The organism is Bradyrhizobium valentinum (genome assembly GCF_001440405.1).
Classification (GTDB): Bacteria; Pseudomonadota; Alphaproteobacteria; order Rhizobiales; family Xanthobacteraceae; genus Bradyrhizobium; species Bradyrhizobium valentinum.
The window spans coordinates 1-21304 of the sequence record NZ_LLXX01000040.1 but is presented as its reverse complement, the minus strand read 5'-3'; the positions used below and the strand labels follow the sequence as shown (position 1 = coordinate 21304).

Below are 21304 nucleotides of genomic sequence, written 5' to 3'. Positions count from 1 at the left end.
AGCGGAGAATGTTAGGTGTCTTGAACCTGACAGAAGCGTGCGTTGTCCGAAACGCGAAAGCCACGAACTAGCGGCGGCCGATTCGTGGGCGACCGGCGCAGGCCTTTTGTGATTATACCGATGCAGCATCCAACTCGCTGCTATTCCCAACGAGATTAGATCGTCATGCCATTGAGAATCCTGCGAGCGGACGCCACACGCTCAGGTCAGTTACCAGTTGCCAGCGCTGGCGCCGCCGAGAATTCAATGAGATTGAGGCGAATCGCTTTTACGATGGCCTGGGTGCGGTTCGTCGTACCCAACTTGCGCATCACGTTCTTAATATGAAAATTGACTGTATTATCGCTGACCTTCAGGATCTTCCCAATTTCCCAAGACGATTTTCCCTCTGCCACCCAGCGCAGGCACTCTTTTTCGCACTTAGTCAGGGTAAGTTTCCTGTCGCAGCTGCTATCCGAGGGCCGCGCGATCTCCGCAAACGCGATATGAAAGTGCCAGGCCAGTGTGTTGAGGTGACTCATACGATACTGAGGATCGGCGTCGTCGAACGGAGATGCAAAGGATACCACAGATACTCGGCCAACTGCCCCAAACAATGGCACGCTCATACCGTGCTTCAGACCTGCCTCTCTGGCCTCGTCCAGTACGCGCTGCTCGCCGGATTGCAGTTGATATTGCTTGGCGAGTTCGTCCCAGAGAAACGGCCCCGGAAGCATTGGTGTCCGCCGGACCACCGGGTCGATGACACGGTAGTTACGTTCAAAATAACGGTGGCACCAGTCAGGCGGGAAGTTCACGGTCACCGAGGGCGGTAGATACTCCGGTAGACGAGGCGGCTCCGCGAAAGTGAGTGCTCCATAAGCGACTTCACTGAAGCCCTCCTCGCTCGCACAGCTCACAAGAAGATCGAACAGCGCTTTAATAGAGCGCGTTTGCTTCGCGCATTCGATGAAGCTGAATAAGTCCATGTGGCGACTCACGAGGGCAGCCAAGAGGCCGCTATTGCGCCGTTCGATTGAGTGTTTTAAGCGGAGTCTAGTTTTATTCCGCTCAGCGAAGCCCTTGCTCCGCTCTTCATCCAGCCTGAACACTCGCTCGCTGCGGCAAATGCTATTCCCAAATTCGTTGACCTCTCCCAGCAGGCGCCCAGAAGGGACAGGTCAATCGAAACCGTGGGCACGCCAATCAAGCACCGCAGCTGCAGCGCCACTCTCACTTAAGCTCGAACAGCCCACCATAACCGTGGCACTGGTAGCTCCACTTCATGTCGCCAGAGGGCTCGCCAACGACGCGGTGGGTATCGCCTTCGATGCAGCCGTCGAGGGTGATCTCCACGTCGCACTTGGCCTTCGGCTCGAAGCGGCGCGCGGGGCCGGCTTTCACGAGCGAAAGAAGTTGCGGCAACGGCATTGTGCGCGCGGACCCCGGTATGGGAACGACCGAGATCGATGTGATAGCGGTTGTAGAACAGCTTCTCTTCGAGGCGCACTGAGGGGTCGACATTCATGTTTCAGTCTCCGGGATTGGTATCCACGATTAGAGCGCAAGGCTTCAGTCTCTTGTTTGTGCAAGATCTCCTTCGAAAACCGGTGGCTACTTTTCCGGATCGTGCAGCGGCACAGGGCGCGGGCGAATGTTCGCCGCGCTTGGGCCGAAACGCCTTCATGTCGCACTTGGCCATAGGTAGCACGGAGGCATGCCGGCTATCCCGGCGCCGACCACGATGGCGTCGAACCTTACCTCGATCGTGACAGCTTCCTTTAGCTCGCGATCTGAACGCACGATTGCGGCCGCAGACGCGCACGAAGGCGGCCATCGGCGCTGCCACCAGCCGGTTCGCGTCACTGCCAACATGGGCGAGTTCGAAGATCGGCGCGTTCTTCTCGATGCTAATGGTGACGATCAGGTCGGCGCCCTTGACGCCGACCCGATGCAGGATCGCACCGGAAAGGCCGGCCGCGATAAAGAGCTTTGGCCGCATGATCTTGCCGGTGTGACCGATCTGCCGGGCGGAGGTGACCCAGCCCTTCTGCGCCAGCGGACCTGAGCAGCCATATTCGGCACTGAGGACAGCCGCGCGCTGGCGCACCATTTGAAAATCTTCGGCCGATCGGAACCCAAGACCCTCGGCGACATCGGCATACGCGAGATTGACGTTTGCGGATTCGCAGTCCGGCACGAATGGAGTGCTGCTCCGCCTTAATGGTGGGTACGCGGAGATCCGGGGCCCCCGTCTTAGCGACGCAAGTGAGCTGCAGCAGGCCGGGCCGCTTCGCAATGCCGGGCTCGACCTTTGCGGTGTCGCCGTCGATCGTCTACTTGTCAGTGAAGGTGACATCAACCGGGCCATACTCGCTCCCAGTCTTGCGCATTGCGGTCGTCAACGCATAGCTGGTCGCCAGCGTGCCGTCCTGGCGAATACGCGATCAATGACCGTACGATGTGGTCGGCGCCGAAGGTCAGTGCCTTGCGTAGGGCTCGGCGGCCATCGATAAGCACGCGCCGCACTCGTCGCTTAGCTCCGGCACTGCTCGCAGCGCGAAGAGATCGTAGATGTTGATAATGGTCGGCGTCGGCATCCCAGTGGCGCATGGAGTTGTTGGCCACGGGGCGAACGCGGATCTGAGCGAAGTTGGAAACCTGCTTGATGCAGACGATACCGTGCATGCGGTACTCCACAAGTTCCGAGAACCTGGGATGAGAACAGCAAGGGTCGTACCAGTTGCGTCGCTCGCGAGAATCAGGCGTGGAGACAAATGCTTGAGAGAATTGGCGATCGATTGGGCACGATAGGCGATCGACGCAATTGCGACATGGTCGGAAATGCGACATCGCCGTTTGCAGCAGCCGCGACATTAGTTGATGTAGATCAAGAAGAGCGCGGCCTAAGACGGGACACGTTCTCCCCTCATCTTCGGTGAGAGCGGGTCGCGTACCACACAAGGTGAGCGGCCGCAGCGTTCACGAGGACCAAAACCCTTACATTTACCTTGGACAACGCTTCGCATCGCCAGGAGCAGATCGAGATGTCGGATCGTACTCGACGTCGAGCAGCGCAAGAAGTGTTGAGCTGATGAGGTTTGCCGATTGTCGAGCGGTGCGCTTTGAATTTCCGCCACCAACGATCGAACATCTTGTGATTGTTAGGACTTAGCCCCGACTCCCGCGGTATCCTATTTCGACTTGCAACACGTTACGATCCAGTCAACTACCAACGCTAGCAATTGATCGAGATGACAGAAGGATGTCACCTACGGTTGGGCTGCGGGATTGCCCGAGCGGCTTGCCTCGATCAAGAACTGGGCGAAGCACGCCCTGAATGTCCGGCCGGTCGAAGGCACCTGCAAGGAGTAGCATGCAAAATCAATCACAATCTTTTCTTGCCAACGGCCCTGATCGATACGCTGACTCCTCACTTGCAGAAATGCTGCGCGCCGAGATTTGCTCCAACCGCGAGCTCTCCTTCCTCATGGAAGCTCATGATGCGCTCTCCGGCGCAATCGCCAAGCGGGCAGGCTTTAAAGGTCTGTGGGCGTCGGGCCTGTCAATTGCCTGCTCTCTCGGCTACCGCGATGCCAACGAAGCGTCATGGAACCAACTCGTCGACGTGGTCGAGCGCATCGTGGACTCGACGGAGCTTCCCGTGCTCGTTGATGGCGATGGCGGCTTCGGGAATTTCAACAATGCGCGCCTCTTGGCGCGCAAACTCCGTCAGCGTGGCGCTGCCGGGATTGCGCTGGAGGACAGCTGTTTTCCGAAGATGAACTCGTTTGTTGGCGATCGGCATCCTCTAGCCGATATCGATGAATTTTCCGGCCGGCTGCGGGCAGTGAAAGATACAGTCGCGGAGAACTTGGTCCTCGTGGCACGGATCGAAGCGCTGATCGCCGGCCATGGAATGGACGAGGCAATTTTACGCGCTAGCGCTTACGCAGCCGCGGGAGCCGACGCGATCCTCATTCACTCGCGTAAGAGCACCGCGGACGAGATCCTCTCGTTCGCGAGTACCTGGCAGAACTGCCTGCCCGTCGTAATCGTTCCAACGAAATACTATCGAACACCGGTCTCTGCATATCGTGATGCCGGCATCTCCACAGTGATTTGGGCCAACCATTCCATGCGAGCTGCAATAGCGGCAATGCGGCACGTCTGCGGCCGCATTATCGCCGAGGACGGCATTGCCGGCATTGAGCCAGATATCGCAACGCTCGATGAGGTCTTCGATTTGTTGAGGTACGACGAGCTCGCCCGTGCGGAAGCGCGATATCTCCACCCCCCTGACCCACGGCAATAGCTTGTCATCCACACAACAACATACTCATTCTCGAAGGACTGCTGCGATGCGACCGCCTGCCCTATCGTCACGCTCCACTGCAATCAAAAAACGAAGCACTTCTTTGCCCTCCTGGCATTGGACGTACCATCAAATGGCGCCCCAGCTCTTACTCGGTCGACCTGTGCATGCTGCCGTATCTCGGTCCGATCTCCTATCTCAATGGCCACCTAGTCACCGAAGAAGAGCAGGAGCTTATTTCTCTCTCGGAGAACGGCCGAAACGGACGATGATCCGTCTCCTTGAATTGTCGGGTCGCAAAAGGATTCCGCTAGACCTCACGCTACAGCAGCAATCATTGAATCGACGGAGAGCGCTCATGTTGGCGCAACGGACAGTTCTGTTCAAATCGTCAGGTACCGCCGCGGCGAGAACCGCTGCCAAAGCAGCCGCTGCGAACGGCAAGGAAATCATCGATCTGACCGCCGGAGAGATCTGGAGCGACCTGGCGCCCTCGGTGCGCGAGGGCGCGATCGCCGCAATTAATCGCAACGTCAACCGCTACACTGACACGCTCGGTCTAATGGAGTTGCGACATGCGCTTGCTCGCAAGATTTCCGCTGAGACCGCTCAACCCTGGTCGGCTAACGAAATCGCGGTGACGAACGGCGCCAAACAGGCGCTCTTCAATGCGGCCATGGCTCTTCTGAATCCCGGGGACGAAGTGCTGATCCCGGCCCCCTACTGGACTACTTTCCCGGCCCAGATCGTCGTTGCCGGCGGCACGCCAGTGTTTATCGAGACCCGGCACAATAGCTATGTGCCGAGACTTACGGACCTGGCCGCGGCCGTTACACCAAAGACTAAGGCGATCGTGGTCAACACGCCGAACAATCCGACCGGTGCGATCTACGACCGCGACACTCTTGCTGGCATTGCCCAACTCGCCATCGACCGGAATCTCTGGATCATTTTCGATGAATGCTACGGGACTTTCGCCCATGCCCCACATACCCATCATCCGATCGTCTCGGTGGCGCCCCGGGCGCGCGATCGTACTTTGATCGTCAATTCGTTTTCCAAGTCGCTGGCCCTGACCGGCTGGCGGATTGGCTATCTCGCTGGCCCCAAGGCGGTCATCAGCGCGGTTAAGGCGCTACAAAGCCATACAACCTCCAATGCCAATGTCATTGCGCAGTATGCGCTGCTCCATCACCTAGAGTCCGGCGATCCTGCTTTCCAGCTGCAATTGCAGCGCCACGTTGCCAACGCGCGGGCGCTCGGGCTTTCGATCCTTTCAACGCTGACATCGGTACCCCAACCTGCCGCCCAAGGTGGATTTTACTTCTATCTCGATCTCAGCGAATTGCAGCGGCAGGCCAAGGCCCATGGCCGCGAATTCAGCGCCGATGACGTCGTTAAAACGTTGCTGATGGACGCTGGTGTCGCAACGGTTTCGGGAACAGCCTTTGGCGACCCCGCCGCTGTCCGACTCTCCTACGGCATCAATCTCGAACTACTCGACAAAGGCTTGCGGTGCCTGACCGCAACTCTGAACACGTGGAACTGAATTATTGGCTCCGCAAGGTGCCTTTGATTGAAGAGGGTTGACATCATGCTCGACATTCCAAACCAGGCCATCATCCTTGCGGGACTCGGCTCGCCCCTGCGGCGTCTGACCGAGACCCGGCCAAATCCGTTAATCGAAATGCATGGCACGCCTATCACCGCCTATGTCGAACGGGTTCTTGCCTGCTTGATCGGCGACGGTGAGCCGAGGATTAAGGGCGACCTCAGGTTCGAGATCGATGGCACGGCAGACCTCCGTGTAGCCGAACGGTTTTTCCGCAGTCAGACCACACCGCGCCGGTCGCGAACATTCGGAAAAGGCGGCCAACGACAGCCGATGACAACGTGAACACGCGGTTGCCGAAGTCGGGCGGCGAGCCCGTATCCGGCACCGCATCGGGCCGCCCGCAGCCGTTCGCCTCTCCTAGGTAATTCCACCCGAAAAGCGCGAGAACGGCGTGAGGCGGCTCGTCAAAGTCCTCAATGCCTGGGAATGACGACGCGATATCCCACGACGATGAAGGGGAATGAAATGATTACCAATGCTCCCAAGAGAGCCGTCATTCTCGCTGCCGGCGTCGGTTCTCGCCTCCGACCGTTGACGGATCTGCGGCCGAAGCCCCTGGTCGAAGTCAACGGCACACCGATCCTCCACAATGCTCTGCGAAACCTGGAGGCAGTCGGCGTCCAAGAGGTGACCATCGTCGTCGGCTATCGCAAGGACGCCATTCAATATGCCTGCGGCAGCCGCTTTGGCGAGCTCGAAATCAGCTATGTCGAGTCGTCCGTCTTCGACCGTACCGGCAGCGCCTATTCCCTGTGGCTGGCGCGTGACGCGCTTCTTTCCGGAGACTGCTTTCTTCTCGAGGGCGACGTTTTCTTCGAGACGGATGCGTTGCGCTACCTGATGTTCAGCCAAGCGACCGATGTGGCTGCAGTCGCTCCCTTCGATGAATTGATGGAAGGGTCGGCAGTTCTGTTGTCGGATAGCGGCTTCATCTCAGGTTTCCGCATAAAGCAAACCGCAGCGAACCTTTTCGCGGATGGCCCAAGTCTTTTCAAGACGATGAACCTGCTACGATTCTCGGCGCCGACCCTTAGGTCAACGATCGTTCCAGCGCTGAACGATATCATCGGGTCCGGAGCTACGCAGGCCTATACAGAGGAGCTTCTTGCCTATCTGGTGGAAAGGCGTGGCCTACAGCTCGCAGCGGCGCGATGCAACGATCTCAGGTGGTACGAAATCGACAGCACCGAAGATCTGCGCATCGCAGAGCGCATTTTCACAGGAGCGAAAGCTTTCGGCCAGCCGCGTGAGCCGCATAATAAGTGAGGGCACAATGCTAAAATACCTGTGGGATCCAGCGAACGCCATAACCACCGGAGGTCTTCTTTTTTCTTCCGTCAGCCTATTCCTCGCACTCTCCGAGCACCTTGAGCTGTCAGTGGCGGTGGCGCTTTGGGCTGTCTTATCAGATCACCTCGATGGGGTGGTGGCAGCTCGCACGAAGAATCGAGACCCAGATGTTGCGAAAATGGGAAAGAGCCTCGACGGGTTCGGCGACATTATCTACGGAGCCGTCTTGCCCGCAGCAATTGTGATCCAGCTCAGCCACGCCTCCCTTCTTGCCCTGGCGACCGCAACCGCCCTACTCGTGGCGGGAGCGACTAGGCTTAGCTACTTTGCGAACTTCGGCAGGTCGTCCGATGGGCGCTTCTTAGGTGTACCCTTGTCATACGATGTGCCGCTATTGGCTCTGTTGTTCCTCCTCCAACCTCTTATCCCTGTTGAAGTATTTGCGGGGGTCGTCAACATCTGCTTCTTGCTACTCGCTGTCGCCCACGTAGCGTCTATTCGTGTGCCATCACCGAACACAGCAATGTATGCGGCCATCAGCTTCTTCGCCGTCGCGTCGTCGGCAGCTTTGGTCGGTCGTTCCCTTTGAGCAGCCCGTGAGGCGATTAAGACACGATGGACGGAGATAGGCATGATCGTAGCGAGTGAATTGTTTCGTGGTGCGGCGCCCTACTACGCACGATACAGGATACCGTATCCAGAAGACTTGTTCCGATCATTGGTTCGGGTTTGCAGCCTCACCAAGAAGAGTCGTGCGCTCGATCTTGGTGCGGGCACGGCACAGATCGGTATTCCCTTGGCGCATTCGGTTGCGGACGTGCTTTCCGTCGATCCAAGCGACGAAATGATCGAGGAAGGAAGGCGAATGGCGGAGGACGCAGGAGTCAAGAATATAGCGTTTCTACTGTCGCGATCTGAAGACCTAAGCGAACCAATGTCACCATTAGATATCGCTACAATTGCGAGCTCTTTCCTCTGGATGGATCGAGAGACGGTGCTGGCAAAGCTCGCCCAAGTGCTTAAGTCGGATGGCTGCGTTGCGATCATCTACCGCGAGCGGGATGGTGCGGAACCTGAAGAATGGTATAACGCCATGATGAGCGACATTAAGGAGTTCTGGGGAGGACGCCTTCCGGCAGGTCCCGAAGCCGTTCGGCCTGTACTGATGGCGTCCGATCGAGAAGTCCTTCGCGCTTCCGACTTCAGCGAAATCACGGAGCTTCGTCACTATTACGAGCATCAATGGAACATTGAAGACCTTCTTGGCTACCTCAACTCAACGTCTGCAGGTGCACCTGGTACTCTCGGAGATCGCCGTGACGACTTTACGGCTCGTATTCGTCGATTGTTACTGTCGTATTCGCCATCTGGCTTTTTTGTGGAACGAGGTCACATCAGGACCTTGCTCGGATATAGACCCTAAGCGCAGTGCTGCCATTTCGATGTTCTTGGACAAGATCACCTCACATCATTTTACTGCTCGGAGTACTCTAGGGCCTGTCCTCAATTGAGGATTCCCAAGCAGATTATCGCGTGATTCATAGGCGGTCAGCTGATTCGGAGCTGACAGATGCGCCGCTACGCCCTTCGGGACGATCAATGGGACAGGATCAAGGATATTTTGCCCGGCCGTGAAGGGCATGTCGGGGCAACAGCCAAGGACAATCGGTTATTTGTAGAGGCGGTGATCTACCGTTATCGGGCCGGCATCCCTTGGCGGGACTTGCCCGAACGCTTTGGCGACCCGATCAAGATCCATACGCGCTTCTCACGCTGGGCCAAGAGCGGCGTGTGGAAGATGCTGTTTGAGATGCTGGCGAACGATGCGGACAATGAGTACGCCATGATCGACAGCACGATCGTGCGAGCGCATCAGCACAGTGCCGGCGCACAAAAAAAGACGGCGAAGGCCAGGCGATTGGGCGCAGCAAAGGCGGGCTGAGCACCAAGATTCATGCGCTTGTCGATGCGTTGGGCAATCCGCTGGACTTCATCCTGACGCCGGGACAAGCCCATGATCTGGAAGGCGCTGACGCGCTGCTGCCGGATATGGCGGCCGAGGCCTTGCTGGCTGACAAGGCCTTCGATGCCGACAACCGGGTGATCGAGCCGTTGCTTGCACGGGGAAAGTCGTTCGTGATCCCGCCCAAGAGCAACCGCAAGCTCCAACGCGACTTCGACAGAGAAGCCTACAAGGCACGCCATCTCATCGAAAACTTCTTCTGCAAGCTCAAGGAATACCGCGCCATCGCAACCCGCTACGACAAAACCGCCAGAACTTTCCTCGCCGCAATTCACCTCGCGGCCGCTATCATCTGGCTCGATTGAGGACAGGCCCTAGTTTAGTCTAATTTAGTAGGCTCAAGAAACTCAGGAGCGCAAAGTGACAGTAGTCAACGGTTCTGCACGGGGCAGCAGTGCGGCGATCGAAAACTCCGGGCATTGAACGTCGACGATGCCTGCAAGAGCGAGGTCGCGACTTGCTCAAGGTAGGCCGATTGACTGCGTAGCGTTTCCATCACCCGAGCGGTCGTGAATATACGAAATTACGAGCAGCCGGTTACCATGTCAGCGACTATACCCCCGGCTCCGTCGCCCGCGCCGTACGCTTCCTCGGGACACATTTGAATCCGGTTCGAGTTGTCCATCGATCATGGTCGCAGCCGCGACTCCAATTATCAATTGCGCTAAGAGACGTAGTCAAATCCAGTCTCGAACACTGCAAGAAACTCCGCAACCTTACCGACTGAGCGTCCCATTGATCGAAGGACATGCAAGAAATTGCGCCGCAGTCAACTACCAACGCTAGCAATTGATCTAGATGACAGAAGCATGTCACCTATCGGTTGATAAACGTGAGGAAAGCATGATTGCGCCACATCCACCGTACTTGCAACGAGGGGTCGGCATGAATACGCGGCTTGAATTCCTGGAAGCACGCAATCTGTCCGAACGAGACCACACGCGCGGCTGGATCTATCGAGAAATTGGCGTCGAGCCGTTCATTCAATGCGCCGGTGTCCGCACGATTTATGGAGCAAGCAATCCGAGCGCCGAGGTCATCGCCGCAATGAACGCGGCTGCCGAGGCTTTCGTCGACATAGACGAGCTCGCTGAAGCCGCAGGCCAGAAGATAGCTGAACTCACCGGCGCCGAATGGGGTGTCGTCACCGCCGGCACTGCAGCAACGCTAGCGTTAACCACTGCAGCGTGCATTGCCGGAAACAATCCGGAGCTAATGTTGCGGTTGCCGGACACATCGGGGCTGCCCAATAAGGTGTTGATCCCCTCCGATCAACGTTTTGCTTACGAACAGGCGATCCGCGTCGCGGGCGCCGAGATTGTCAGCATTGGCACGACAGCGGAGTTGGCGCAGGCATTGGATGGACGCGTCGCGATGATCTGCCTGCTCGGTCGCATGGACGCTGCGTCGGTATTACCAATAAGTTCGCTCCTCCCCTTCGCGCGCGCGCACGGTGTGCCCGTTCTCGTCGATGCCGCCGGCCTTTCGCCAGAAAAGCCGGATCGCTGGATCAAGAACGGAGCCGACTTGGTGGTCTACGCAGGTGGCAAATATATCCGTGCGCCACAATCCACTGCGATCGCACTTGGGAAGAAGCGGCTCTGCAAGGCGATCTGGTGGAATGGAGCGCCTCACCAGGCACTTGGCCGGTCAATGAAGGTCGGCAAGGAGGAGGTGGTTGGGGCCGTAATCGCGCTCGATCGCTGGATCAATTTTCAGTCGGCGAAAGACGAACGCGACCAGTGGCTTCCGCGATTGAAGCGGATTGAGGCTCACCTCAGCTTGCTGCCAGGCGTCACCACGGAAGTGCTGTCCTGGGCGGGTTCTGTAACAGCTATTCGGCTGAAAGTCATTTGGGATGCGGCTGTTATTCCGTTTGATGCGGAAGACCTAAGGCTCGCGCTGCTACAGCAACGACCGCGCATCCTAATCCACGATTTTTGGTCCACCCCTACCTCGATCATACTGGATCCCGTGAATCTCTCTGACAACGAGGCGGAGATCGTCGGCCGCGCTTTGGCAACCGCATTTTGTAAGCCCCAGTCCATCGCTCAACCTGGCCCCAACCTCCCTGCAGAAGTCAATGTCTCGGGCAGTTGGCGTGTCGAAATGCAATTCCTTCATGGTGCGGCGACACACCATCTGAGCATTCAGCAGAACCGCGACCTCATATCTGGCGTCCATCACACGGTATCCTCCGTCGGCGTCGTATCTGGTGAGGTTCGGGGCCGTCATATCCAACTCGAGGCTGCGCACGAGCAGGTACCGATTTGCCTGTTCTACGGGTTCGAGGGCGAATTCGCAGAAGACGGCTCCATCAGTGGAACAGTCCGACTGGGCGGCGCCGCCAAGGAACATCTCGGGCCGGTCTTCAAGGGCCAATACGGTTCCGCCGAATGGCATGCAACCCGCGTAAGCCGGGATAGCTCGACCGGCGTCACGCAGGCTGTCGCGCCAACCCAGGGAACACCGAAATGACCATGCAGAGAGTGGATATGCAGCCCCAGCATGCGATGAGCCTGCTTGGCAAAGTGGCATTGGTCGTCGGCGGCTACGGAGCGATCGGCACAACGATCTCAGAAACGTTGGCCAATGCCGGTGCGACCAGCATCGTTGCAGGACGAAGTGGCGACCGGGCGCGAGCTCTTGCCACTGAACTAAGCGACAAAGGCTTCTCCGTCCATGGTGTCGAGCTCGACGCGTGCGATGTCAGCGCAGTGCGAGATCTCTCTGCTTCTCTGAAGCAGCAATATGGTTCGATCGACATTCTGGTGAACTGCGTCGGTTCCAATAAAGAGCAGACGCTGCTCGAGGTAACGGAGGAAGCTTTCGATGAGGTCTATTCCAGGACATTGCGCGCTGGAATGTTCCTTTCTCAGGCGGTGGCCGCTCATCAAGTTGCGGCCGGAATGGGCGGCAGCCAGATTCATCTTCTTTCGGTTCGATCATCACTCGGCTTTAGAAACCGTGGATACAGCGCCTTCTGCGCTGCAAAGGGGGGGCTGGCTGTTCTTTTGAAGCAGCACGCAACCGAATTGGCGCCCTACGGCATCACCGTGAACGGTATCGCGCCGGGTGCGGTACGAACTCATAAGAGCGACAAAGCTATCGACGCAACGACGTTTCAGCGGGCTACGGCGGATGTCCCTCTCGGTCGCTTGGCAACACCAGCCGATGTCGCGGGCGCGGTACATTTCCTTGCATCGGCGCTGTCGCGCTTTGTGACTGGGCAAATTCTCTATGTCGATGGCGGCGTTACGGCGTGCAGATAGATACGGCAGCACCACGTAGGAGAAGCGGATATGGCAGTGAGGGTGATTATTGTTGGCGGCGGGATCGTGGGGACCTCAATCGCCTATCATCTTACGAAGAACGGTTGCGAAGTCGTCATCGTTGATGAACACGCTCCAATAGGCATTGGATCATCGTTCACATTTGCGTGCATTAATTACTTCAGCTTTGTTGAAGAACCGTATTTCAGTTTTCGAAGAAAGGCTATCAACTTCAGCGTGACACTCGCAGAGGAAGTCCGCGCCGCGAACCATGTTCATTTGTCGGGTACGCTTCGTTGGGGCGACACCGGGTCAACCAGAGAGACAATTCAATATTTTGCGTCTCGTCTTCAACGGATGGGTGTCGCTGTCGAATATTGGACACCCGGCGACGTACAGCGGCGTTTGGAGCCGAATCTACGCCTAGGGGAAGTTGAAGGTCCCATCATACGACTGACAGAAGAGGGGTGGATCGACAGCATCCCATTTATTGGGCGCCTCAGGCAGGCTGCGATAGATACCGGACTGCTTGCGGTAGTAACGGCAACGGCTCTGCACATTGACACGCGGCGGGATGAAGTGTGTGTTACCACCAGCGCCGGCAACCTTCATGGCACTTTCGTTTGCCTCGCGGCAGGATCTGGCACGTCGACTCTCACCAAAGCACTAGGCTGCAAGATCGACGTCGCGAAGGATCCTGGAATCCTGTTTACCGCGTCAATTCAGCCGTCGATTTTGAACCACGTCGTCTATGCCGGGGACCTCCATTTCCGACCTGACTCCAATGGGCGCGTCATGGGAGGTCACCACACTGCCTCATTCGATGGCACTGATGGCGACGCGCTGACGCAATCGCTGAGGCTCGCGGCAGAACTAGCCAAAGTCGTGCCGTCGATCAGTCAGGCGCCAGACATTCAAGCTTATGCAGTTAGTCGGCCCGTGCCTGTCGATGGACTCCCAATCGCAGGCTGGCTCCCCGAAATGGAACGAATTTACGTATCGGCATGCCATAGCGGGATCACGATAGGTCCCCTGCTTGGCATGTTGTGTGCGAACGAAATCCTTGGGAAGAGTTCTGCACTTCCGACCGAATTCCGGACTTCGCGCTTCAAACCGGACGTCAAAACACACACTCTTAGGAGTACTGAAGATGGACCGGAAGCAGGTTAGCCTTATGCGAGCGACGCCGCCACACCTGCCCGCGTTTTCGGAGGCTCTTCAGAAGACGTGGGCAGCATTCGCGGAATCGGACGAAACCCTCGCTGGGCAGTTTCGTCAACACCGTTACCACGGGAACGAGGAGGACCGAGCTGCTGGGGTGGAATGGATCGGGAACCGTATCAGGCCCACTCCTGGCCTGGATAGGGTGATGGTGACTAACGGCACTATGAACAGCATTCTTTTGCTAACATCTTCTCTTGTTGGACCCGGGAAGGTCCTCCTTACGGAAGAACTGACCTTTCCGCAGGTCTATACCCTCGCCAAGATCGCAGCTGTCGAAGTGCAAGGTGTCCGAATTGACCAACAAGGCCTGCTTCCGGACGATTTCGAGCGAAAATGCAAGCAACATGCGCCGAAGGCAGTCTATGTAAATTGCACCGTTCACAGTCCGACCGCCCATGTGATGCCAACCGAAAGACGCAGAGCGATCACGGAGATCGCGCGCAAATACGGTGTTCAGATTATCGAAGACGAGGCTCAAGCACTCTATTTGGATAATTTGCCGGATTCGTTTGCGACGATGGCACCCGATGTTACGTGGTTTTTGATGGGGCTATCGAAATATTTGAGCCTCGGCATCCGCATGGCGTTTGTTGTCGCGCCGTCCGAGCGTGCGTTGGTAAACATCTTGGAACGCCTCCGGCCGATCTCAACCTGGCATCCTGCGCCACTGATGGCATCGGTCATCACTAGTTGGATACGAACCGGCGTTGCCCAGACCCTTCTCGAGTTGGCCCGTATCGAACTTAGAAAGAGACAGGCGATCGTTTCCGAAGTCCTCTCGGACATCGATGGATTTCAAGGTTCACCTGGCATTCATTTCTGGCTGCCGGCACCGGCCGGCGTCGATAGCGAGCAATTCAGCCGGGCGATTGGAGAGGCCGGAATCCTGGTGCGGCCGAGCAAGCTTTACGCTGGTGACCGTGAGCCACGTTTCCATGGAATTCGGCCCGGCGTTGGAGATCCTGTGGATCTCGCTGAAACGCGGTACGCGGTCGAAGTCATTCGCGGCATCTATAAACAGCTGCGGGATCGAATGATGATTCACTGCAGCGATTAATCCCAAAAAGAGACTGAAGCAATTAGTTGTTCCGATTTGCTTCGGTTCTTGAAAAGACGTCGGGATAACATTGACCGAGGATTGGCAAATTCGTATCGGAGCGTCTTTGTCAGAAAGCACTCGTCGGTACGAAAGTCGAGGTGGCGCCAATGAACATCACCAATCAGCTGAACGCGGCGCAACGATAGTCTAATTTCAAAGAAAGGTACCGTATGCAGCGCAACGACGAAATGAAGCTCGGAGTGTTCCTCCTGCAGGCGGGGCATAATGAAGGTGCATGGCGCGATTCGAGTGTGCCTGCGAATGGCGGAGTTGATATCGAGCATTATGCGCATCTGGCAGCACTTGCCGAGGGTGCGGCATTTCATTTCGTATTTCTCAATGATAGCCCAAGCGTAAGAGATCAAGACCACGCAACCATAGCTCGCGTAAGCCGAAACGATGGGTTTGAGCCAATCACCCTGTTGTCGGCCCTTTCATCGAGAACAAGGCACATCGGCCTTGTCGCATCAGCGACGACGACGTATCATCAGCCTTATCACCTTGCACGCATGTTCGCCTCACTTGACCACCTATCGCGGGGACGTGCAGGCTGGAATATTGTCACCTCGGGACATAAGTTCGAATCTCCAAATTTCGGGGAAAAGGACCTACCAGAGCATGACAAGCGCTATGATCGAGGGAGAGAATTCGTAAACGTTGTGAAGGGTCTTTGGGACACGTGGGAAGACGACGCTTTCATTCGCAACAAGAACAGTGGTGTTTTCGCGGATACCACGAAGCTCCATTTGCTCAACCATCGGGGCGATTACTTCTCAGTCAGAGGCCCACTGAACATCGCAAGGCCGCCCCAAGGGTATCCGGTTTTGGTTCAGGCTGGCGCATCCGATGCCGGAATGCGGTTCGCGGCAGAACTCGCCGAGGTCGTGTTCACCGCCGAACCTTCCTTAGACAACGGCAAAAGATACTACGCAACTCTCAAAGAGAAAGCGCGCACGCTTGGGCGGGCGGACGAGCAGGTGTTAGTAATGCCTGGCATTATCCCGATAGTTGGAACTAACAAGCGAGAAGCTTATGAGAAGCTTGAAAGACTACAATCATATACGCACACTGACGTTCTAATTGGGATGGCCGATCGTTTGCTGGGGTTTGTCACCGACCTGCGTTCATTGGATCTCGACTCATTAGTCCCAGAGACATTACCGCGGACGAACTTCATCCAGAGTCGCCAGAAACTGCTCCTCGACCTGGCCGCTCGCCAAAAACTCACCTGGAGACAACTGATACGCTTGGTGTCCGACAGTCATGGCCATCTGATGGTTGTCGGAACACCGGAGGACATTGCCAACACCATGGTGGATATATTTGATCAACGTGCGGCTGACGGATTCAACGTATTGCCGGCGATCGTTCCCAGCGGACTCAAGGATTTTGTGGAGCTCGTCGTTCCCGAATTACGTCGACGAGGCAAATTCAGATCGGGATACTGCGGACAAACACTAAGAGAGAACCTCGGTCTCAAGCAGCCAGTAAATCAGTTCACGCAGGCCGGTGCAGGCAAAAGAGCGCCGCCCCACAACTATCTTCTTTGAAACGATCGATAGCAGCCAAGCGGGATTTCGCTCAGCAATGCGTCGTGTAGCCCAGAATGTTACGGTCATTGCCGTCGGGCGAGCATGAGAGCCGAGAGGCTTACGGCGACTTCGTACTGCAGCGCGTCGGATGATACCTCAGCGCTACTTGTGTGCGTGGACAAAGCGATCTCGGCTTATCCACTACCGATGCCGTCGAGGCAGTTTGCGTCAACCTTCTCTCATGCGATCATCGTCTTTTGGCCGACGAGTTTGTGGGCCGCACGAGCCCCGATGGAGAGGATCAGCTGCTTACTTCGGCAACCCGAGAGTCGCGAGGCACTGGCGATACCTAGGATGAATGAAGAGAGTGATGCACGTTAGCGTGTCTCTCTGGGATGGAGTGGCTCAAGCAGAAAGTAGCCTACGGGCTGATGAGACCGAACTCAGCCATAGGGCATCCGATCAATAGGATGCCATCACCACTTTCAGCTCCGCTTCGAAGCTAGCGTACCTGCGAACATCAGTATCGCAGTAACACTATCACGATCGCGCAGTGCCTACCGAATAACACGACATCATATCGTGTCCGTAAACTGGGACTATCAGACGTTGTCGGCTTGAGAGCCGTCGGTCCCGGTGCGGCGACACTGTCATGCATGGTCAGTGGGACCCAGTTGCATCGGGCGGTATGAGACCCATGCCACGTGCAGACTGCGTTTTTGATCTTACGTCGGTGTACGTGGCGTTTCAACTACAGCTTGTTCTTACAATGCCGGCTGAAGAGCGCGAAAGATCTCGTGCACTTCTCAATTTGAAGGCGCGAACAGCTCCAAAAAAGTCGGCGGGAGCCCGACAGCAAGATTGCGGCAACCTCCCCCAGGGCAACGCCCTGAGCGCGATTAATCAGTTTGCTCTATAGGCGAATGTACCCTTGACCTGATAGGCGCCGTTCAGCGAGATAACGCGGTATCCGCCCAGTCGCTTTGCGGCTTTCCGGCCACGCAGGACGCGCAGTGCTCGCCGGATTGGTCTCGTACCTCTTGCAGGACGGCCGAGGGTTGTTCAAGGCACACACTTTACGACAATTTGGGATATACGTATTATGGACTACCGGTTGGTGGAACGAGGCCTGAGCACATGCATATGATGCCTCGAACCGTTTGCCTCATGCGAGTTCGACCTTGAGCCAGATCAATTCTTTGGTTTCGAAGGTGCTCTTCAGTACATGAAGCCCGACCGCGCCTAACCGATCAATGTCGTCCGACGGCACTTCGCCGAGCACCGGCATGGCGATATCCTCCGTGGCCTCGCCATATTGAACTATGAACTTGTTGCCCGTTCCCTGAGAGAAACGAATTCGTCCAGGTGGAGCATCGCATTGACGCTCCTTCACATGAACGGGAGCTGTGCTTACCACTGGTGCCCACCCGTACATGGACTTACCGCCGATCACGGCATGGTCCTGCAGAATCGTAAAGGGCAACGCATTGATTATATCGTCGCAAAGTTCTGGATTCTCCTTAACCGCTAGGAGCGCATTCACAGTAACGCCGAGACCCTCCCAAGTCAGCTTGATCTTGCGGCCGTCGCGAATTTGTATGCGACGAGATTTATCCGGCAAGATGGGTGAAGGTCCGATTGAACTTTCGTAGCTGAATTCCTGTGTGCCCAGCCCCCACGGGAAATAATGGAAACACCAGGCGGAGAGAAGGTTTGTATAGGCGCAAAATGCGCGCACGGCATCGACGGCTTCCTTTCGACTTGTCGCCGACGGTAGGTGCTGACGGAGCGCAAGCGCTAGGCTGCCCAACCTGGGAAAGCCGCTGTATCGAAGATAGTTGCTGTATGGATGGTCGAACAGGTTGATGATGTAATAGAGTTGATCAAGCGGAACGTTTTCGTTCTCGGCCAGTTCGACGAAGTGGTACCATGTATGCATTGACATATCTCGGATCATGCCATTAGCGAAATCCCATGTCGTGAAGTACTGACCATTCGTACCAGCCTTATTGTCCATGGATCCGGTACGCATTTTGTAGACTTCTTCGGGTTCGACCGTTCGAATTATATTTGTTTCTTCGATTACCGCCCTAACCACTTGCCTCAAGCTTTCAAACGCCATGTCCCTGCCTGTTCCTGCTTAACGAGTTATGCATCAGCGTTCGCGTCAGCTTCTATAGCATGGGCGTAATATGGAATTTGCACTACTCCCCAGGCTTGGTAGGTGCAATCCAGGAACCATCAGTTGTATCTGGACATGCTACCGGCGGTCGACCGACGCTGCCGAAGATGGATCAGATCAATGCCGACGTGAGGCTTTTCCTCGCATGAGCTTGGGGCGGTCGATAGAGGATCGACAATCCCTGTGGAGGCAGCAGTAAGCAATCTCGGCATAGACATGAGTCAGCTGCGTCTGCCGGATAGGCGTGGTCATTTCAACATCCACCATGATGGCGTTCTCGACGTCGACGAGGTAGTTCGTCGAGCAGGCGAATAAGGCTTGGGCCGCTGCGCGCCGCCGTCCATCGGGCCGCCCGGTCGGAGGGCAACACGAACTTCGGGATAACTCGGTTGCTGTTCCGAAAGCGACCTCGTCGAGGACAGCCAGATACTTATCGATTGTGCGGCCGCCGGCGTTCGGTGGAAGCCCGTTGTCGCCTTCGATCCCTTTCTGCCGATTGACATCGGCCCTGATCAGACTCGCAACGACTGCGGCTCCTTCACCACCGAGAGCCGCTCCTTAATGCAGCGGCGCAGACGCGGTCGAACATGAGGAAGAGATCGCTGTCCCGGAAGCGGTCATGCCTCTTCTTGGAGACGTCGAGCGATCTGACACCGTCCTATCCAAACCGAGCCGGCAGAACCACCGGTCGGCCAAATTGAGGTGAACCTCATCGTACAGACGCCGCTCCGATCGGAGCTGAGCCGATCAGGAGTATCCGGATCATTAGCTCAGGACTGATCGAAGGTCGACTGATCGGTGTACGAAGCTCTGGTACGGCGGCGACCCCAGAGTCGAAGCTGCGGCCGGCATGCCGTCCCGCCGAGACGATGCTGCAGCTGTTCATCCTCAAGCTTCGGGTGCTGATCCGCCCCATGAAGAAGATCACCAACATCACCGGAGCAGTCGGAACCAAGCTGCTCGACAGCACCCGGAGCGTGAAGCTACTGGATATGGGGCGGGTCGCTTGATCCGAGAGCTCGGTTCGCCAGGACAGGCTGACGCAGCACTATCGCTGCTTGCTGGAAGCAACGAGCTGGATAGTAGGACAGACAGAACGCGTCTCCGAGGAGACTGCCCAGGGTCTGACGCGATTAGGAGCTTAGCAGGCACTGGAAGGGTTGCGCCGGCAGCTCAGTGAGGTGATGCTGCACATCAAGCAGGCCATGAAGCAACTCGAGCTCGCATATTCCGTGCATTTGCTTGATCACGCGCGCACCGCATCATATCCTTCAGCGGTCGTGAGGTCTCTTCCCAATTTCCGCATATATCGTGCCACTCCGTCAGAATCTGGGAGATGTCCAGACAGGAAGAGCAAATTGCCGGCTCCAAAAGAGCGCAGGTATCTGCCGCCCGAAGGTCCTAGTTGCGGAAGGGAGTTGCGCAATGCTGCTAGTGGTTCATCACAGTGATCTTGACTCTTTGGCGATGGCTGGATATGCGCGGCCGAGTTTGGCGCGGGCTTTGTCGGTTGTGAACATCCATTTGATGCGGTCTCGTGCCCCGACGGTCGGTCAAAATCCCCTGGGTGAGGTCACCTCAAACTCCCCCACCTGATTCCGCCTGGCTGGGCGGCTGATCGGCCGCAAAGCGCGTAGCAGGACGTTTATTTTCGCCCCCTTTAGGGAAGAGGGGACCGGGAGTTGAACGTCTTGAAGCCGCATCTGCAAAGCACCGTATTTACGTTACTTGAGCGCCAGACGAGCCAACGAGAGATCCAGCGGCTGACGGGGATCGACCGCAAGACGATCCGGCGCTACCAGGCGATTTTCGTGTCCCGGCGAGCGGCGGAGGCAAATTCCCCCGGGGTGACCGCCGGCTCCGAGGCCGCGGATGGCCAAACTCCCCCACCTCCGCGACCGCCGGCTATCGGCATGAAGGTGGCCGCCAAGACGTTTGATTTCGCCCGCTCAGCGTGTGAACCGCATCGGGAATGGATCGAGCAGCAGGTCCGTCTGAAGCGCAATGCGCAGGCGATCTACCAGGATCTGGTTGATCAGCTCGGCTTCACTGCCAGCTACGAGAGCGTCAAGCGTTTCGTGCGCGCCTTGCGCCACATCGATCCCAAACAGTTTGACCGTCTCGAGTTTGCCCCCGGCAAGGAAGCCCAGGTCGATTATGGCGAAGGCGCGCTGACCCGTGATCCGAAGAGCGGTCGTTACCGCCGGCCGCGCCTGTTCGTGATGACCCTGCGCTACTCGCGGCGTAGCTTCCGGCGGGTGGTCTGGAAGTCGAGCCAGCAGATCTGGGCACAGCTCCACGAAGGGGCTTTTCGATATTTTGGCGGCGCCGTCGGCTATGTCGTGCTCGATAATCTGAAGGAAGGCGTCGTCACGCCCGACCTTTACGAGCCCGAGCTCAACCGGCTCTACGGCGCGGTGCTCGCGCATTACGGCGTCGTCGCCGATCCGGCACGGGTGCGGGACCCGAACCGCAAGGGGACCGTGGAGAACGCGATCCAGCACACCCAGGGCACCGCGCTCGCCGGGCGGCGCCTCGAGTCACTCGAGGCTCAGAACAGCTTTCTGGAGCACTGGGAGACGAACTGGGCTTCCAAACGCATCCATGGCAGCATGAGGCGTCAGGTCGAGGCCATGTTCCAGGAGGAGAAGTCGCATCTGCGGCCATTGCCCGCGACCGGCTTCCGTTACTTCTCCGAGCTCGTGCGCACCGTCTATGACGACACCACCGTGCGGGTGGATCACAGCGACTATGCCGCGCGCCCCGCGCCGAT

The 21304-nt window shown here is 57.1% G+C and carries 17 protein-coding genes and 3 pseudogenes; 14 read left to right on the top strand and 6 right to left on the bottom strand.

Going from position 1 to position 21304, the window contains the following annotated elements; all coding sequences use genetic code 11:
* Positions 1 to 206: 206 nt before the first annotated feature.
* The 4 genes and pseudogenes from CP49_RS07610 to CP49_RS44390 all read right to left on the bottom strand — a co-directional run bounded on the left by CP49_RS07610 (position 207) and on the right by CP49_RS44390 (position 2667).
* Positions 207 to 968, bottom strand: a complete 762-nt coding sequence (locus tag CP49_RS07610) for a helix-turn-helix transcriptional regulator (protein ID WP_057849685.1) — start codon at positions 966 to 968, stop codon at positions 207 to 209.
* A gap of 244 nt (positions 969 to 1212) precedes the next feature.
* Complete coding sequence (locus tag CP49_RS07605; RefSeq protein ID WP_420807593.1) at positions 1213 to 1410, bottom strand: hypothetical protein; 198 nt, start codon at positions 1408 to 1410, stop codon at positions 1213 to 1215.
* A gap of 350 nt (positions 1411 to 1760) precedes the next feature.
* Positions 1761 to 2182 (bottom strand): annotated as a pseudogene (locus CP49_RS46985) (FAD-binding protein); the annotation flags it as partial.
* A gap of 155 nt (positions 2183 to 2337) precedes the next feature.
* On the bottom strand, positions 2338 to 2667 hold the full coding sequence (locus tag CP49_RS44390; RefSeq protein ID WP_156438149.1) for a hypothetical protein: 330 nt from the start codon (positions 2665 to 2667) through the stop codon (positions 2338 to 2340).
* Between the two features lie 757 nt (positions 2668 to 3424).
* On the opposite strand from CP49_RS44390, the gene aepX reads away from it, so the two are divergent.
* From aepX to CP49_RS07535, 12 genes and pseudogenes are all read left to right on the top strand, one after another.
* Complete coding sequence (aepX, locus tag CP49_RS07595; RefSeq protein WP_057849675.1) at positions 3425 to 4294, top strand: phosphoenolpyruvate mutase; 870 nt, start codon at positions 3425 to 3427, stop codon at positions 4292 to 4294.
* A gap of 358 nt (positions 4295 to 4652) precedes the next feature.
* Positions 4653 to 5843, top strand: a complete 1191-nt coding sequence (locus CP49_RS07590) for a pyridoxal phosphate-dependent aminotransferase (RefSeq protein ID WP_057849674.1) — start codon at positions 4653 to 4655, stop codon at positions 5841 to 5843.
* A 45-nt stretch (positions 5844 to 5888) separates the two neighbouring features.
* A complete protein-coding gene (locus CP49_RS07585) occupies positions 5889 to 6191 on the top strand; it encodes a hypothetical protein (protein ID WP_057849673.1) in 303 nt (100 codons plus the stop codon).
* A 183-nt stretch (positions 6192 to 6374) separates the two neighbouring features.
* Positions 6375 to 7175 carry a phosphocholine cytidylyltransferase family protein gene (locus tag CP49_RS07580; RefSeq protein ID WP_057849684.1) on the top strand — a complete coding sequence of 267 codons (801 nt, stop codon included), beginning with the start codon at positions 6375 to 6377 and terminating at the stop codon, positions 7173 to 7175.
* A gap of 7 nt (positions 7176 to 7182) precedes the next feature.
* Positions 7183 to 7788: a CDP-alcohol phosphatidyltransferase family protein gene (locus CP49_RS07575; protein WP_057849672.1), complete on the top strand. Its 606-nt coding sequence runs from the start codon at positions 7183 to 7185 to the stop codon at positions 7786 to 7788.
* A 42-nt stretch (positions 7789 to 7830) separates the two neighbouring features.
* On the top strand, positions 7831 to 8622 hold the full coding sequence (locus tag CP49_RS07570) for a class I SAM-dependent methyltransferase (protein WP_057849671.1): 792 nt from the start codon (positions 7831 to 7833) through the stop codon (positions 8620 to 8622).
* Positions 8623 to 8769: 147 nt separating this feature from the next.
* Positions 8770 to 9527, top strand: a pseudogene (locus tag CP49_RS42340) (IS5 family transposase).
* A gap of 580 nt (positions 9528 to 10107) precedes the next feature.
* Complete coding sequence (locus tag CP49_RS07555) at positions 10108 to 11700, top strand: PLP-dependent transferase (RefSeq protein WP_197423034.1); 1593 nt, start codon at positions 10108 to 10110, stop codon at positions 11698 to 11700.
* A complete protein-coding gene (locus CP49_RS07550; protein ID WP_057849668.1) occupies positions 11697 to 12494 on the top strand; it encodes an SDR family NAD(P)-dependent oxidoreductase in 798 nt (265 codons plus the stop codon). The genes CP49_RS07555 and CP49_RS07550 overlap by 4 nt, the downstream gene beginning before the upstream one ends.
* Positions 12495 to 12524: 30 nt before the next feature.
* On the top strand, positions 12525 to 13664 hold the full coding sequence (locus CP49_RS07545) for an NAD(P)/FAD-dependent oxidoreductase (RefSeq protein WP_057849667.1): 1140 nt from the start codon (positions 12525 to 12527) through the stop codon (positions 13662 to 13664).
* Positions 13645 to 14775 (top strand): aminotransferase-like domain-containing protein, encoded by a 1131-nt coding sequence (locus CP49_RS07540; protein WP_057849666.1) that lies wholly within the window; start codon positions 13645 to 13647, stop codon positions 14773 to 14775. The genes CP49_RS07545 and CP49_RS07540 overlap by 20 nt, the downstream gene beginning before the upstream one ends.
* A gap of 212 nt (positions 14776 to 14987) precedes the next feature.
* Complete coding sequence (locus tag CP49_RS07535; protein WP_057849665.1) at positions 14988 to 16367, top strand: LLM class flavin-dependent oxidoreductase; 1380 nt, start codon at positions 14988 to 14990, stop codon at positions 16365 to 16367.
* Between the two features lie 1147 nt (positions 16368 to 17514).
* Here CP49_RS07535 and CP49_RS07530 read toward each other — a convergent pair.
* Both CP49_RS07530 and CP49_RS49145 read right to left on the bottom strand, forming a co-directional pair.
* Positions 17515 to 18471, bottom strand: a complete 957-nt coding sequence (locus CP49_RS07530) for a cucumopine synthase-related protein (protein WP_057849664.1) — start codon at positions 18469 to 18471, stop codon at positions 17515 to 17517.
* Between the two features lie 279 nt (positions 18472 to 18750).
* Positions 18751 to 19321 (bottom strand): annotated as a pseudogene (locus CP49_RS49145) (transposase); the annotation flags it as partial.
* Between the two features lie 79 nt (positions 19322 to 19400).
* On the opposite strand from CP49_RS49145, the gene CP49_RS44380 reads away from it, so the two are divergent.
* Positions 19401 to 19541 (top strand): hypothetical protein, encoded by a 141-nt coding sequence (locus CP49_RS44380; protein WP_156438145.1) that lies wholly within the window; start codon positions 19401 to 19403, stop codon positions 19539 to 19541.
* 672 nt (positions 19542 to 20213) lie between these two features.
* Positions 20214 to 21304, top strand: a 1091-nt coding sequence (istA, locus tag CP49_RS07525; RefSeq protein WP_057849663.1) for an IS21 family transposase, incomplete at its 3' end; no start/stop codon positions are given.